We start from the raw sequence: 15,030 nt of genomic DNA on the forward strand, positions 1-15,030 counted from the left end.
TCTCATGCCGCGGCAAAGCGCGACATCCACCGCCGGATCCGCTACTCTCCCGACGAGCTAGTGCCTCGTCAAGCAACCTTCGGTAGGTAATCGGGTTGGCGGATTTTGGAGTTGGCGGCGAACTCGCGTTTGGGTTTGGCGTGCTGGTTGTGCCAGCGGATGTAGGCGGCGATGGCGGAGTCCTGCTCATCGTGGCTGTGGTGATCGGTGCCGTTGAGGGCGAAGTAACGCAGTGCCGCGAACTCGGACTCGATCCAGTTCAGCCACGACGAGTAGGTCGGCAGGAACACCAGCTCCACGTCGTGGGCGGCGGCCCAGTCGCGGACCTCGGCACGCTTGTGCGGGGAGAAGTTGTCGGCGACGATGTAGAGCTTTTCGCCGGCCCAGCGAGCACGCAGCGACTTCAGCAACGCCAGGAACTCGGTCCACCGCTTGCGGTCACGGATCCGATAGTGGATCTTTCCGGTGGCCAGGTCCAGTGCGCCGAGCAAGTGCCGGACACCCTGGGTGCGGTGATAAGTCGCCCGCAACCGCTTCGGTCTTCGTTGCGGAAACCAGCCTCTACCAGCACGGGGTTGCAGATTCAATGGGCCGAACTCGTCGACGCAGATCACCCGCCCGTCAGCGGGCGGGTGGTCGTAGAGGTCCAGGATCCGGTTCATCTTCGCGGTGAAATCCGGGTCGCGACCGGCCTTCCAGGTCTTGACCGCCTGCCACGACACACCCTCGGCCTTGAGGATTGCGCGCAGGGTCTCCCGGCTTATGTCGGCAATAGCGTTGTTCTGCAATGCCTCCCGCAGTTTCGACAGGCTCCATGTCGAGAACGGCCAACCCAGGTCACGGGGACAGCACCGGGCGATACAGGCGATACGTTCACGCGTCGCCCGGTCGACCTTCTTCGGCCTGCCCCCGCTCCATTTTGGGTCCAGCGCCTCGAACCCCCGTTCGTTGAACTCGTGAATCACTTGCCGCACATAGGCTTCCGACACCTGCATCAACCGGGCGATCGCCGGGACCGGCTGACGCTGAGCCGAAGCCATCACCACGATCGCGCGCCGCATCCGGACCGGTTGCCTGCTGGTCTTCGTGATCCGCTGCAACCGGCGCCCTTCCTCCGGGGTCACCGCTCGCACAAACACTTCCGGCCTCCGAGCCACCGGGCACCACCTCCACCGGCAGCTTCGCCGCCGGCGAGCACCCGAGCAAACCGACACCCGGTTACCAGCACAACCTTTCTAGACGAGGCACTAGTTGTTGTGGGTCGTGACGTTGGTGACGTGGGTGTGGGGGTGAGCTGAGGGGCGGTTCTTTCGGCGGCAGGATGTGAAGCGCCAACACCACATCAGCCACGACCGGAAAGAACCGCCGTGTCTCACCGTAATGCCCCGCTCACTGTCGAGGGCCGTCACCGGCTCGTGCAACGCTGCCGTACTCGCCCGATCGCCCACGTCGCCGCGGAGATGGGTATCTCGCGGCAATGCGCGTCGAAGTGGGTCAACAGATTCCGTCGTCACGGTGAACTCGGTCTGCTCGATCGGTCCCCGACGCCACACAGGTCACCGCCGGCGGCCCCGGTCGAGATCGTGACCCGCATCGAGTACGTGCGCCGGTCCCGGAAATGGTCCGCGCGCCGGATCGGGCTCGAGCTGGCGGCCGAGGGCACCCGGATCTCGGTGCGCACGATCGGCCGGCACCTGGTCCGGCTCGGGTTGAACCGCCGCCGGTTCCTGGACCCCGGCGGTGAACCGAACCGGGCACCGCGGCGGATCATCGCCCGCCGGCCGGGCCATATGGTGCACGTCGATATCAAGAAGGTCGGCCGGATTCCTGACGGCGGCGGCTGGCGCGTCCACGGACGGGGATCAGCCCAGGACCTGGCCGCCCGGTCGGCGGGCAAACGCAAGCGGCCCGGCTACGCGTTCGGGCACACCGCGGTCGACGGCTACTCCCGGCTGGCCTACACCGAAGCCCTGGGCGACGAGAAAGCAGTCACCGCAATAGGTTTCATGTTCCGGGCGCGAGCGTTCTTCGCCGCGCACGGCATCGACCGGATCGAGCGGATCGTCACCGACAACGGCGCCTGCTACAAAGCCCGAGACTTCGCGAAAATACTACTCGGGGCCCGCCACCAGCGGATCACCCCCTACACGCCACGCCACAACGGGAAAGTCGAACGCTACAACCGGATCCTGGCCGAAGAATTCCTCTACGCCCGCGAATGGACCTCGGACCTGCAACGCCGACAGGCACTACAGATCTGGAACATTCACTACAACTATCATCGACCCCATTCGGCCACCGGAAACCGGCCACCAGCCACCCGACTCCACACCGGCGTCACCAACGTCCAGGCCTCATACAACTAGTGCTCGGACAGACCGAGCGTCTCGAATCTCTTGGTGATGTCCTCGTGCCCTGTGTCCAGCAGACCCCGCAGGACCGTCACATCAACGAGCCATCCCCGCATTCTGGAAGAACGGCCCGACGACCCCACGACCCTCGAAACTCTCACCATGTCCCGCAATAGGCATAACCTAGACAAGGACACTGCATGTCACATCCGTGCGAACTCGAAATTTCTACAGTAGTCGAAAACATGAAATCTTGTCTTAGGCCGGTTTGGCCCGAATAGATCGGGTGCGGTTCGGGCGCCTATACCTAGCATCTGCCAGAACAGACTTCGTGTGCGCACAGGCCTAAAGAACACAACGTTGACAATAGATGGTATGTCGATACCGGCCTCAAGGATTCCCGCCGATATCGCGATACGCGGATCTTCATCGCGGGAAGCGAACCTAGATATGATACGACGAAAGTCAAGATTTCTAGATGTAATTGGCTGCGCAAATCCATTGTCGAACTGAGTATATTTTATCTTGAACCGTTCGGCTATCAGTTCAGCATGATTTCTATCCTTTGCGAATATTACCGACTTGCCAAGCAGGCTGCCGTCTGCGGTTCGTAGACCATCGTGCATCAGGTTATCAAGCATTGCGTCAATCACATCGGTGTTGAACAGGGTCTGCTTTAAGTCATGCGCACTAGCACGCCGAGTATTGCAGTCTAGAGAATCTTCGGGATCAGGGTCTTCGGGAAATCCTGTATCTTCGATACCACTGTGCGGGGATACAGTTGTCATAGCAAAGAAGGTCGGCGGGATCGCAAATCCCGCTTCAACAGCCTCCCGGAAATCGTATACGTCTGTTGGTGAACCATAAAACTGGTAGACACTGTCGTCCAAGGCATCCACGGGTGCAGACGTAAACGCAACGACCAAAGAATCGAAGTAGTCAACGATCGTCCGATACTGTCGGTATCCTGAACTAGCTTCACCGATAATTATAAGATCGAAGTATCCCGGTCCAAATTTGCGCAGCCCGAACTCGTCGGTTCTGTTCATAATGGCCAGCATCGTTTGATAGGTAGACACATAGATTCGTGCGTCGACGTGCCCTTCTGGAAAACCGCAGATTACTGGGATACCTGGGATATGCTCTTTAAACACGCTGGCAGTTTGTTCCATCGTCAGCACCCGGTCGGTCAGGAAAAGCGTACGATGAATTCTGTTGGCGCGAACGAGAGCATCAACAAGTGCGACCGCTGTGAGAGTTTTTCCTGATCCTTGGGCCATGGCTAGCAGTGCCCTACGGTCTCCGTTGGCAACGAAGGAATCGAGGACACTCCGAATGGCTCGACCCTGGTAGTGGCGCAGCGAGAATGAGTCACTGATTTGGATATCAGTTAGCTTGATATGACTTGAACGGCGCTTAATTAGCCGACGCAGTTGATCGTTAGTGTAGAAACCCTCTACACGCCGAGGCTCACTTTCGATCCCATCCAAGATATATGTTTGGTTACCATCGGTGTAGAAAGCTACGGGGCGCTGATCGAATTCGGCTTCAAGCTGGTCCGCATATATACGCGCCTGATGTTCTGCCGAACTGAGATCATGGCCGGCGATTTTCGTTTCCACGAGCGCTAGCGGCTTACCGTTATCGTCATCCCAGAGTACGTAGTCAACGGTTTGACCAGACTGCGCAGCAGAAGAACTCGGTCGGGCAAGGCGATAGTTGCGTGTTGCTGAACTATTCGCAATCCATCCAGCCTCTTCTAAAAGAACATCTACAATCGTCTCGAGCGTATCTATCTGATAACCATGTCCGAGTTCGATGTTCTCCCGAGCTCGACCAGGCGGATTGCGAAGAACTGCACTATCAGTGGAGGCGCCGGAATTATTACGATATTCCCTGTCAGAGATTTCAGATGCGCCGCCGATCTTGGTTGGCGCGTGCTCGCCAGGACTCTCAAGATAGGTGCGCAGCTCTGACACACGAATCAACGATTTGGACTGAACAGGAATAAGTTTGTGGTTGAATGAAACATTTGAATGAGTTAGATTCGACGAATCGGGAGAATATATCCGCACGATGCCAAGAACGACATCGAACAGGTCGCTCACGGTGCAAACCGCATCGTCTTCGTTCATCTGGCCACGAGTATGCACTGCCGAATTGACTTGCCTACGAATCGAATGCATTTTTTGTGTGATTTCCGGACCTAGTATGCTGGTTAATGCTGGTTCAGCAGTCATCGTTCCCAGACTCGGCCGATCGGGTGGCGTCAGCGAGCCGTCGACTTGATACACCCAGGCGACAGCTATCTCCAAGGCTCGGCGCGCATGCATGCAAGATGCCGATGGATCGGTACGCGCCAGCCGCTCCGCATGAATTGCCTCGGCATATAAATCGGGCCAATCATGGCGGAGAAATTCGAAGTTAGACCCGCCGGAGTCTGATCGCTCTACAACATCTAGATCCTGGCCCATAGTTCCGAGTTCGGCCGGGCGGTCCCTGATGGCCCAGGACCAAACCTCCGACCCATCGGTCTGATATGCAGGAGTCAGCGCCACAAGCGTATCCCGCGGCAGGGAGCGTGGCAGAAGCAGCCAGTTCGGGGAAGCGTCTAACGCCAGGGCCAGGGCGATCAGGTCATCGACGTCAATTCGCCGCTGCCCCTTCTCGACTTTCGCCAATGCGGACATATCGACCGGCCTACCGAGCTCGGCGAGTCGGGTCGCGAGCGCTTGAAGCGTGAGGCCGCGTTCGGCGCGGAGTTCCCGCAAACGCTCCGCAACGCGGGTGCCTGTGGGTCCTAACGCCCCGACTTGCTTTGCCATGCCCCGAAGCTTACCGAATTCTGGCGAAAATCTCCAAGAGTGTCTAACTTGACCAGACTGCCCCTTGAGGAGGAGGCTATCAGCCGATGAGGACGGCCAGCTGACGCCGAAATGGCAACGGCCCCCGAGGACACGGGGGCCGTTCTCGTCACGACCAAGGGCTAGCCGACAGGAAGGACGAGAATGTCAAGGGTAAGTGGTTACGGTAGCCAGCCGCAGGGCGGGCCACCGGAGAGCCGTGATCAAGACGGCTCGATGATCTCCCTTCGGCAGGTAGTAATCATCGGATTGTCAATACTGGTCGGACTGTGTGGAGGTGCAACCGCCGGGATCGCAGCCGGACTGCCTGTCGCCAGCGCCTACAGTGTAGGCGCTGGTGCGACAGTCGGTTTCGTAGCTGCCGTACCGGCGGGACTGCTAGCGGGAATGGCGACTGCTCATTATCTGCATGCGCTGATAGGTCGCGATTCGCGATAGATGCCTGGTGAGGTGCTCGGAAGGCGCGGAACAAAAGCCCGAAGTAGCAAACCCCGGGCCGCGTCGGTCCTGCGATTAATGCATGGCTACACCGCGTCGGAGTCAGCAGCCAGGCCTAGCCGGGGGCGACAACGCCTGTGGTAGTTTAGCCCCCGCTGCGCGGTCGAGGCCGCAGGCTCGGCGAGTCGGTGTGCTGGTTTGCGGCGCAGGCGTGGAAGGGGCCGAGGGGATCGGTGAGTGTGCTGAGGGCCGGGTAGAAGTAGTGCAGGAAGTAACTGAGGTCCGCCAGACCGGTCAGCGCGTCGCGCGCAGATCCCGCCGCCGCTTCGAGTGCAGCCTGATCGGCATGCCCGGTACGGATTGCGTCGATGACAGTGGAGATCGCAGTCGGCAGCCCGGTGAGGTCCGTCGCGGAAAAACCGGAGTCCAGCGAACGGGTCAGCGATCGACTGGCGGTATCCATTGCGCTGGAATGTTTTTCGGTGTCCGTATTCGCCTTGGCTGGAGCGGAAGTGGTGGTCGGCTGGGACAACAGCCGACCGAGCGCGGCCAGGATCGGGTTGCCGGTCGCGGAGGTGGCGCAGAATCGGTCGTCGGTGGCACAGAACTCCGCCGTGACCGCGCCCAGTGCGCAGAACCCCGACGCGCGAACGCCGCGAATTCCATTGCCTTGCAGGGCAGGACCGACGAGATTGCCGCCACTTGTTCCCTGTTTCGGGTCAGCGACCAGCCCGACAGCCAGGACCCTCTCAGGCGTGATCGGCGTCCGATGGCAGCCGATCTCGGCCGCGAGGTCACCTGCGGCATCGGCGCCTTGGGAATATCCGGCGAGCACGAACTTGGTGGCCTTGCAGCGATCGGCGATGCCGGATACCGCCTGTGCCGCGGCGGAAACGGCCAGATTCTCGCTGTCCCCATAGGTCACTCCGTCCATCGCTTTGGCTGGATACGCCGGGAAGACGGCGGTGAATTCGGCACCGAGCTGCTGCTCGAGCGCAGTGGCGACCGGGGCCAGCAGCCCCACTGGCTGGGTCGAGTCCGAGGTAGAGGTGGTTTCCCATGTCCCCGCGAGGAAGATCCCGGCGACCGCCGGGCAGTCGCTGGTGGCACCGCCGACGACCGTTGCGTTCGGATCTTGTTGCGCCGCAACGACAGGACGACCGGCGACCAGTACCACCAGGGCAATCAGCATCGCCGAAGCGAGCCTGCCCCAGGACGGGGCCACCTCCGCGTGCGGCGGTTTTCGGCGGCCGACGCCGGTGACGACACGGGGTTTCACGGCCGGCGTCATCGGGCAGTGATCCCGGTGATCAGGACGTGCCCGTCACGGGCGGTGGTGGTGATCGTCTGCGGGTACTGCACCGGCGCGGTGCCGGGCCGGTGCTCGGTGAGGTCGACCGTCCACCGATCGGCACCGTCCGCGGCGATCACGACGCAATGAGTGGTGCCGACCGGCACCGAGTCGATGCCCCGCTGAATCGCATCGGCCGCCGGCATGGCCGCATCAGCGGTGGTCACCGCACGGGCACCCACGCCGCTGCGGTCAACGTAGTAGGCGGATTCGAACGCGAGGATCGCATCCGGACCGGTACCACTACCGCCCAGGCCGGCACCGGTGACCACCCCATCATGCGTTCCCGCTGTACAGTCATCGCCCGACGACATGGCCGTCGCGGCAGCGGACGCAGCCGGGGTGGTCGCGATCAGACCACGATCACGGGACGCACGGATGGCGCCGGCGGCTACAAGCACGACCCCAGAGATGATGGCGACCACAGCAGCCACCATGCAGAGCCGACGGCGAGACCAGCTGTACCTGGTTGTCTCGGTGGCGATCGCGCCAGCCAGACGCTTGCCAAGGTCATCGGCCCAATCCGACGCGACATCGGGGTGCGAAGGGTGGTGCGCGGCGCTGTGGTCGGAGATCGAGATCAGGCCATAGTCCAGGTCGTCCGGGTCTGACCATGGCTCGACCAGCAGCGGCGTTTCCGAGGTGATCATGTCGTCGCCTCCCGACCATTAGTCCGTCGCGACAGCGTCGGGATCGGCCGGTGCCGCCGGGGGCGGTGGCACCGGCAGGATCTGCTGCACGGACGATACGATCGCGGTCGCCAGATCCGCCGCAACTTGCAGGACACCCTCGACGAGCGCCGTGCAATCCCCGACGATCATGGCGACAGGATCCACAGCAGGGGACGGGCCGGGGACGCTCATGTCTATGGCGTCCGGCGGGTCCTCTGGTGGACCCGCGGGGACAGCGACAGGCGAATCACTCAGGGGCGGGGGCGGCGTGGCCGGTCCAGGGTGGGTTTCGGCGCCGACCACCGCACCAGCAGCAGCACCAACGACCACACCAACAGGCACCGCCGAAACTCCCACCACCGCGGCGCCGACCGGACAACCCACACTCGCTCCGACCAACGCACCAGGAATCGCCCCCGCACCAACGCCGGCCGCACCGATCCCCGCGCCGATGACGGCACCGGCCGCCATACCGCCGACGCACCCCAGAATCCCCGCCGGAATCCCGGTCACCTCAGCCCCGAGCCACCCTCCTGACACCGTCGACAACGTCCGCCGATCGGACTCATCACGCGGAATGCCCGCCGCGTCATATTCGATCGCGATCTCGGTGGAGACCCAGTCCACCCACTCCTGAGCCTTGCCCTGCAACGCAGGATCGACCCAGTCCGGCACCACCACCGACGTATCGCCGACCTGAAGAATCCGCGGAGCAGGCGGTGCTGCATCTCCCGGCATCAAATCGCCTGCGCCGCTATTGGAATCACTGGAAGCACTATCGTCTCCGGACGCAGTGTCCCCAGACGTCGCAGTATCCTGCGGTGCGCTGGGGGCTGCCGGATGCGGTCGAGGCACTGGCCGATCGGGTACTGATGGCGGCGGCGGATCCGGAACAAACCCCGCCAGCCCCACACCTCCCGACGGAACCGGCGCAGGCTGGCTCGGCACCGTCACCCCCGCTTGGCCGGAATCGGTCACCCCGGCCTGCCCCGGATCGGCGGTGCTAATCGACACCATCCCCACCGCCATCGCCACCGGCACAGCACCGGCGACCACCGCCCGGCACAGGCGGCGATACCTCAAGTCGATCATCGGGTTCCCCTCGATACGGTCACATGTCGGATGCCACGACACGAACTCCCCAGCACGACACCGGAATCCGAACAGCGGCCAGAACCGGGGAAAGGGGAATCGTGAACCGCCACCACTTCGCCGAATCGACACGAAGATCCGCAAAGTTGGGAAACGGCGCTACATCCGGCACCGCACAACAGGAACCGGGAAGCCCCGACACGAAGTCGGAGTGCCCCCGTACTCTAGGCCATATTCGTAGCGAAATGCAATGCAACGCACTGCCAGTCCACACACCGACTGCCACATGGCCCTCGGAACCGGTGCAGTGGAATCGAATCCGTCAGCTCCGCAACCCGCGAAGTAGCCGCCAGGTCGCAGGCTCCGTGTTTATCGCACCGTCAAGGGCATCCTCACCAACCAGCACCGGCACCAAGACCCCGATCGGTGCGCCGGCCACAGTCGCAGCGGTGCCGACGTTCCTGCGCGGCCCTGACCAGTCGGCGACCATTCAGGGCCCGACAACGGAGGCGCTGACGAGTGCTCCGGTGAGGTCGGTGAGGTCGTGCAGCACGATGGTGTCGTACTGCCGGGCCAGGCCAAGTTCGTTGATATGGCGAGCCCATTGCCGTTCGGTGACAACGATGTCGCAGTAGGGAACGGCTATCGACAATGCGAGTATGTCGTTGAGGTCGTTCTTCGTCCATGGCTGTTCCGGGGTTGCGCAAACGTACGCGCCGCAATTCGCTGCTCACCCAGCGACTCGGGAGGCTTCGGAGGAGTGCGCGGATGCTCTCCCGGTCGCTGAGAAGTTCGTCGAGATCGACCCCGTGACGCTGACAGCCCTCGATCAGTGGCGGCAGGAAATCGGCGATCTCGCTGGAAGCGGAGACGTCCGTCAGACGGGAGCGCAGCTTGTGCGTCACGATGTCGTCGGCGATCGCGGTTTGCCCATCCACGAACTTTTGGGCACCATCATGCAGCATGCTCACAGTTTCGAGCATGCGTTCGTGGGCGCTGTTCGGCATCGGCGGCGCCGCGAGGAGGACGAACTCCATATTCTTCGCGTAGGCCGCCTTCACTTCGGCGTGCCGCTCAGGCGGGAACATAGCCAGAGTCGCAGCCGGGGCGGTGGTCAGGTCGATGGTTGTGTTGAAGGCGTGCTTCATCCCTACACCGAACAGAGCCACCTGCGCAGTGAGGTTTTGGCCGGTCAGGTATTGCCGGATCTCGGCCGGAACGATCAGATGCGGGGGCGCGATGGAGTGGAACCGCGAAAACCGCGCCATCGTCGCGCCGAGATCCAGACGGCTCTTTGTTTTCGTCCGACGCTGTGTCTCGTAGTAGTGCGCGCAGGACAGCACGAATGACACATGCCCGCGAGACACCGCTTCGGAGGCGATGTCGTATACGTCCTGAAATCGCTTACCTTGGCGGTGTCCCACTCGGCATTTGGTCAGATCGATCCATTTTGCCTGGTCGAGGTAGACACGCAGCACCTTTAAATTATCCCTGCGCCGTCGAGAGGTTTTCGTCCCGCCAGCACACTTGGGGCCGCTGCCGGAGGGGAGGGTGGACATGTACCCGGTTGTGGGTGCCAATCGCACCAATCACCGTGCCAGCCGCGTCCATCTCGAAGTCATCGTCCGGATGTTCGCCCCGGCACCACGACCTGGGATGCGGTCGACTGCTGGACCGCGGGCTTGTTCGGCCGCCGAGATGCTGTGATCCTGCCGCTGGCCACCGTGGGCGAGCAGACCGCGACGGTGACCGGTGGCGGCAACACCACCATCCAGCCGGTCGCGACCTGCACACACCGGGCAACTGGTCGATCACGATCGACACCGGTGGCGGAGCCTTCGGTGGGACCGCGGTCGCCGGTGACCGGTCCCGGGTCATGCACGCCGAAGGCGCGACCATTGGCGCGATCGGCGACCACAACACTTAAATCAACTACTTCCCCGCCCCAGTCAGCTGAGGTGCCCGGAGTTTTTCGGACAGTGGCTCAAAGTAGGATTTGGGTAACTGAACGGAGTTGTTGTGGCACAGAAGAAGTCGCGTCAGTTCAGCCCGGAGTTCCGGGAGACGGCCGCGCGGGAAGTGGTGGAGAAGTCGCGTGCGATCGAGGATGTCGCGCGTGACTGCGGGGTGACCGGGCAGACGATCCGGAATTGGGTGAAAGACTTCCGGAGCGCGCATACCGGCGATTCCGGTTTGTCGGTTTCCGAGCGGGCGCGGTTGAAGGAGTTGGAGCGGCGGGTCCGGGAACTGGAAGAGGAGAACCGCTTCTTGGGAAAATCGGTGGCCTTCTTCGCGAAGAAGCACCGGTGAGCTCGAAGTACGCGTTCATCGCCTCCGAAGAAGGCAATCATTCAGTCGTGGCTATGTGCCGGTGGGCGAAGGTTTCGCGGTCCGGGTATTACGCGTGGCATGGCCGTGGACCGTCGGCCACCGCCCGGAATCGTGAGATCCTCGCCGCGGAGGTCCAGTTCTGTTTCGAGCATTCCGACGGCACCTACGGCTACCGGCGTATCCATGCCCAGCTGGCCCGCTGGGGCACGATCGCGGATTGTGGCACCGTGCGTGTGATCATGCGCGAGCTGGGCCTGATGCCGTGTCAGCCGCGACCGTTCAGGCCGATCACCACCCTTGCCGGCGATGCCGCGCAGCTGCCGGACCTGGTGCACCGCGACTTCACCGCCGAGGCGCCGGCACGCAAACTGGTCGGCGATATCACCTATATCCGCACGTGGGAGGGATGGCTCTATCTGGCAACCGTGCTGGACTGCTATTCGAAGAAGGTGGTCGGATATGCGATGGCCGAGCACATGCGCACCGAACTGGTTGCCGACGCCCTGCGCATGGCGGCCCGGAATCTGCCGTTCATTCCCGGCGAAACCATCTTCCACAGCGACCGGGGAGCGCAATACGTTTCTGCCGAATTCGCTTCGGTAGCCGATGAACTCGGTGCCCGCCGGTCCGTAGGCCGGACAGGATCATGCTACGACAATGCCTGGGCGGAATCGTTCAACGGAACCCTGAAGAACGAGCGCGTGAACCGCACCCAGTATCCCACACGCGAACACGCGAGGAAGGACATCATCAGCTATATCGAATTGCGGTACAATCAGATTCGGATCCATTCCGGGATTGACTACCGAACACCCAACGAAGTAGAGTCCGGATGGTTCGAGCGGAATCGAGCAGCCTGAGAAGTCAAAATCTCACTGTCCGAGAACTTTCCCGCCCCTCAACGTTGCCGTTGGCGATCGGCTTGTTCGGCCAATGGGGCGAAGGGAAAAGCCAATTCCTGGAGTTGGTGCGAGCCCAGGTCCCGGTGGCGGCGCGCAGCCCGCTGGGGTTCCGGTATGTACGGCAGGTCTCCTTCAACGCCTGGCACTACGCCGAGACCGACCTGTGGGCCAGTCTCGTGGCGGTGCTGTTTCATCAGCTGGCCGACCCGATCGACGACAGCGACCCCATCCCGCGGCAGATGGCGCAACTGGACGCGGAGCTGATCGCGCGCCGCAAACTCGACCCCCAGATCACCGCGATCCGCGAGCGCATCACCGACCTCGAACACCGGGCCGACCGGTTGCGCGGGTGGCGCGCCGAACTCGCCACCTGGCGACGGGTCTTGTTCGGCTACACCAAACAGGTCGCCGGCGAGGTCACCGAGCCATTGGCCGAGAAAATCGACGCCGCGGCGCCTCGCACCTGGCGTAACCAGATCCGCGCCATCACCGGACTGCGTGTCCAGGCCGGCTGGCTGCGCGGCACCATCCAACTGCTGGTCGTGGTCGCCGCGGTCGTGGGCGCGCTCCGCGCCCAGGACTGGCTGCACGCCAGCGGCGCACTCGGCGGCGGCGCCGGGGTGATCCTGGTGGTGCAGTGGATATATCTCCACACCCGCGACTACACCGCAGCGATACGGGATCTGCTGGAAGCGGTGAACACCGACCGCGAACGCCGCGCCGACGAACTCGACGACCGGCTCGACCAAAGCCGTGCCCGGTTACAAGAACTGCTGCGGGAGAAACGCGACCTCACCGCCGCGGGCCGGCTCGCGGGGCTGGTCACCGACCGGTCGGCAGACGGCAGCTACCGCCAGAATCTGGGCTTGATGACCCGCATCCGCGAGGACTTCGAAGCCATGTCCGCCCTCCTGCTCGACGCCGCCGCCCGCCGCCCGGATCCTGACCCCGGCGACGAATCCGGCACGACACCTATGGAGGTGGACGAGTTGCCGGCGATCGATTGGATCATCGTCTACATCGACGATCTCGACCGCTGCCCACCCGCCAGGGTGGTCCAGCTGCTAGAAGCTGTCCATCTCATGCTCGCGCTCCCACTGTTCGTGGTCGTCGTCGCCGTCGACCCACGCTGGATGCTGCGCGCGATCGCCGTCCACTACCACGACATGCTCACCACCGGCCCGACACCGCGACCGTCGACGGCGCGGGGGCACCGCTGGTGGACCCCGACGGCGACGGTCACTGGGCTTCCACCCCAGCTCAGTACCTGGACAAGATCTTCCAGATCACCCTCACCCTGCCACCCCTGGACGACACCGGCTACCGCGCCATGATCAACGCCCAGGTCGGCATTCCCGACGATCGGCCCGGCCCACCGCCCGCACCCCCTGGCGCCGCCGTACCAGCCGGTGCCACGTCCCGTGAACCACAACTGCGGCCCATCACGGCACAGGATCCCCCTCCCGTGGCGTCCACCGAGGCATCGGAACCTGTGCGGCCGGGGCAAGCATTGTTCAACCCCGCCCCGGTGCCACTGCCGTCACCACCGGTTGTCCATCACCTTGCGCCGATGACGCTCAGCGACACCGAAATCGCGGTGATGAGCTGGCTCGGCCCGCCGTTGATCCCCACACCGCGCTCGGTCAAACGCCTCACCAACAGCTACGGCCTGTTTTCGGCCATCCAACGCATTCACACCGGCGTCAACACCGACGACACCCGCCTGCCCGCGATGGTCCTGCTTGCCGCACTCACCGGCTTCCCCCACCTCGGCCCCGCCCTGCTGACCGGACTACACGCGCCTCCTGCCGGCTGCACCGCTGGAGCGCCTTCCGCGCGAGCCTGCTTCCCCAGCACACCAACGGATCCTGGTCCAACGCCGCAGACGCCCACCTGACGCACCGCGAAGCGCTGTCCTGGACGACCCTGCTCACCGGACTCGACACCCTCCACGCCCGCGCCACCACCGCCGGTATCGACCTACCGGACCAGCTCGAGGCGTGGCAGTGCTGGATCATCTCGGTCGGACGGCTGTGCTTCCCCGTCGGCCGCATCTCAACCAGTCTGCAGAAAACCCACCACCTCGCCTCGCATCCCGACCTGCCCTCGACAGAAGGCCGATAACGGATTCGGGTCAGGCGATGCCGACCGAACGAGTGACGACCTCATTGAGGTGCCGAGATGAATCGCCGTGAGAATTCAGGAGATTGACGGCATGACCCAGTTCCCGGCCATCTTGAGTGCTGTTGCCGCGTCGATGGCTGCCGTGCTCTCAAGCGCGACCCTTTATCTGTCCGGACGCAGGGATCATCGCCGGTGGCTGCGGGAGGCGCTCATCGAGGCCTACGTCGATTTCCTCGGTGCCAGTTTCGCCACCGGTGGACCGAAAGCACGGTCGCTCAGCACCGACGACACTGATCCGGAAGCGTTGGCGCGCACCAAGAATGACTCCGATGAGGCACATCGCCTGCAGACCGAGCGACTGACCCGCCTTCGACTGATCGCCCGGCCGGGGTCGTCAGCGCGGCAGAAAAGCTACACGCCGCCGACCACGGCGTGGCCCAAGCAGCGTTCGACTCCGCCACCACAGGCCCGGAATCGGATTGGGAGGCACTGCGGTTGCGCCAGAAAGAGAGCCGCCGACACTTCATCGACGAGACACGAAAATCGCTCGGGCTCCCCGCTGGAGCTGCCATCAACCTCTACGGAAATTGAATATCCCTCCGGTGAACCCCTTGTCGGCGGCACGCGGTGTGATGTCCGGGCGAGATCGGGCGCATACGTCAACGGCGGCAGGTTCCGAAAACCTCAACTCACATCGACCACTGGTTCGACCGGCCCCAGCAACCCGCCGCGGCTCAGCAGCGCAACCTCGGGTCGTCGATGCGGCCAGCGCGACGCCAGCCAGATATGTGAATAGATGAGAATATCCAAGTGTAGGAATAGCTTCGAGTGGGTCGACCCGGATGTCGTTCGTCGGTCCGCGGCGTGATGTTCCGGCGTACAGGGTTGTTCGGCTCGCTCGCCGCT

Annotated in this window: 11 protein-coding genes; 5 read left to right on the plus strand and 6 right to left on the minus strand. The window is 63.1% G+C overall.

The window, feature by feature from the left end; translation table 11 throughout:
- Nucleotides 1-68 precede the first annotated feature (68 nt).
- A complete protein-coding gene (locus LBW94_RS14660; protein WP_266270995.1) occupies nucleotides 69-1,139 on the minus strand; it encodes an IS630 family transposase in 1,071 nt (356 codons plus the stop codon).
- A gap of 228 nt (nucleotides 1,140-1,367) precedes the next feature.
- Here LBW94_RS14660 and LBW94_RS14665 point away from each other — a divergent pair, with 228 nt between their 5' ends.
- A complete protein-coding gene (locus LBW94_RS14665) occupies nucleotides 1,368-2,366 on the plus strand; it encodes an IS481 family transposase (RefSeq protein ID WP_266270997.1) in 999 nt (332 codons plus the stop codon).
- Nucleotides 2,367-2,554: 188 nt separating this feature from the next.
- Here the strand turns inward: LBW94_RS14665 and LBW94_RS14670 are convergent, their stop codons facing one another.
- The 5 genes from LBW94_RS14670 to LBW94_RS14690 all read right to left on the minus strand — a co-directional run bounded on the left by LBW94_RS14670 (nucleotide 2,555) and on the right by LBW94_RS14690 (nucleotide 10,245).
- Nucleotides 2,555-5,176, minus strand: coding sequence for a DEAD/DEAH box helicase family protein (locus tag LBW94_RS14670; RefSeq protein WP_225062694.1), 2,622 nt, complete (start codon nucleotides 5,174-5,176; stop codon nucleotides 2,555-2,557).
- A 622-nt stretch (nucleotides 5,177-5,798) separates the two neighbouring features.
- Nucleotides 5,799-6,944 carry a cutinase family protein gene (locus LBW94_RS14675; protein ID WP_225062693.1) on the minus strand — a complete coding sequence of 382 codons (1,146 nt, stop codon included), beginning with the start codon at nucleotides 6,942-6,944 and terminating at the stop codon, nucleotides 5,799-5,801.
- Nucleotides 6,941-7,654, minus strand: a complete 714-nt coding sequence (locus LBW94_RS14680; RefSeq protein ID WP_225062692.1) for a hypothetical protein — start codon at nucleotides 7,652-7,654, stop codon at nucleotides 6,941-6,943. The genes LBW94_RS14675 and LBW94_RS14680 overlap by 4 nt, the downstream gene beginning before the upstream one ends.
- Before the next feature lie 18 nt (nucleotides 7,655-7,672).
- Nucleotides 7,673-8,767, minus strand: a complete 1,095-nt coding sequence (locus LBW94_RS14685; protein ID WP_225062691.1) for a hypothetical protein — start codon at nucleotides 8,765-8,767, stop codon at nucleotides 7,673-7,675.
- Between the two features lie 392 nt (nucleotides 8,768-9,159).
- Nucleotides 9,160-10,245 carry a hypothetical protein gene (locus LBW94_RS14690; protein ID WP_225062690.1) on the minus strand — a complete coding sequence of 362 codons (1,086 nt, stop codon included), beginning with the start codon at nucleotides 10,243-10,245 and terminating at the stop codon, nucleotides 9,160-9,162.
- A gap of 541 nt (nucleotides 10,246-10,786) precedes the next feature.
- Between LBW94_RS14690 and LBW94_RS14695 the strand changes: the two genes are divergently transcribed.
- The 4 genes from LBW94_RS14695 (at nucleotide 10,787) to LBW94_RS14710 (ending at nucleotide 14,920) form a co-directional block, all read left to right on the plus strand.
- Nucleotides 10,787-11,958, plus strand: a protein-coding gene (locus LBW94_RS14695) for an IS3 family transposase (RefSeq protein ID WP_416276885.1) whose coding sequence is annotated in 2 segments (ribosomal slippage) — nucleotides 10,787-11,039 and nucleotides 11,039-11,958 — 1,173 coding nt in all. Because the reading frame shifts where the segments join, the coding sequence is not laid out codon by codon here.
- Nucleotides 11,931-13,334: a P-loop NTPase fold protein gene (locus LBW94_RS14700; RefSeq protein WP_225062718.1), complete on the plus strand. Its 1,404-nt coding sequence runs from the start codon at nucleotides 11,931-11,933 to the stop codon at nucleotides 13,332-13,334. Before LBW94_RS14695 ends, LBW94_RS14700 begins: the two co-directional genes overlap by 28 nt.
- A gap of 236 nt (nucleotides 13,335-13,570) precedes the next feature.
- Nucleotides 13,571-13,897 (plus strand): hypothetical protein, encoded by a 327-nt coding sequence (locus LBW94_RS14705; RefSeq protein WP_225062719.1) that lies wholly within the window; start codon nucleotides 13,571-13,573, stop codon nucleotides 13,895-13,897.
- A gap of 318 nt (nucleotides 13,898-14,215) precedes the next feature.
- On the plus strand, nucleotides 14,216-14,920 hold the full coding sequence (locus LBW94_RS14710; protein ID WP_225062720.1) for a hypothetical protein: 705 nt from the start codon (nucleotides 14,216-14,218) through the stop codon (nucleotides 14,918-14,920).
- Nucleotides 14,921-15,030: the final 110 nt, after the last annotated feature.

This window comes from Nocardia sp. alder85J, assembly GCF_020176955.2.
Classification (GTDB): domain Bacteria; phylum Actinomycetota; class Actinomycetes; order Mycobacteriales; family Mycobacteriaceae; genus Nocardia.

Coding starts and splice junctions, on each gene's coding strand:
- LBW94_RS14670 (WP_225062694.1), bottom strand. CDS start 5,176: ATGGCAAAGCAAGTCGGGGCGTTAGGACCCACAGGCACCCGCGTTGCG.
- LBW94_RS14675 (WP_225062693.1), bottom strand. CDS start 6,944: ATGACGCCGGCCGTGAAACCCCGTGTCGTCACCGGCGTCGGCCGCCGA.
- LBW94_RS14680 (WP_225062692.1), bottom strand. CDS start 7,654: ATGATCACCTCGGAAACGCCGCTGCTGGTCGAGCCATGGTCAGACCCG.
- LBW94_RS14685 (WP_225062691.1), bottom strand. CDS start 8,767: ATGATCGACTTGAGGTATCGCCGCCTGTGCCGGGCGGTGGTCGCCGGT.
- LBW94_RS14700 (WP_225062718.1), top strand. CDS start 11,931: ATGGTTCGAGCGGAATCGAGCAGCCTGAGAAGTCAAAATCTCACTGTC.
- LBW94_RS14705 (WP_225062719.1), top strand. CDS start 13,571: ATGACGCTCAGCGACACCGAAATCGCGGTGATGAGCTGGCTCGGCCCG.
- LBW94_RS14710 (WP_225062720.1), top strand. CDS start 14,216: ATGACCCAGTTCCCGGCCATCTTGAGTGCTGTTGCCGCGTCGATGGCT.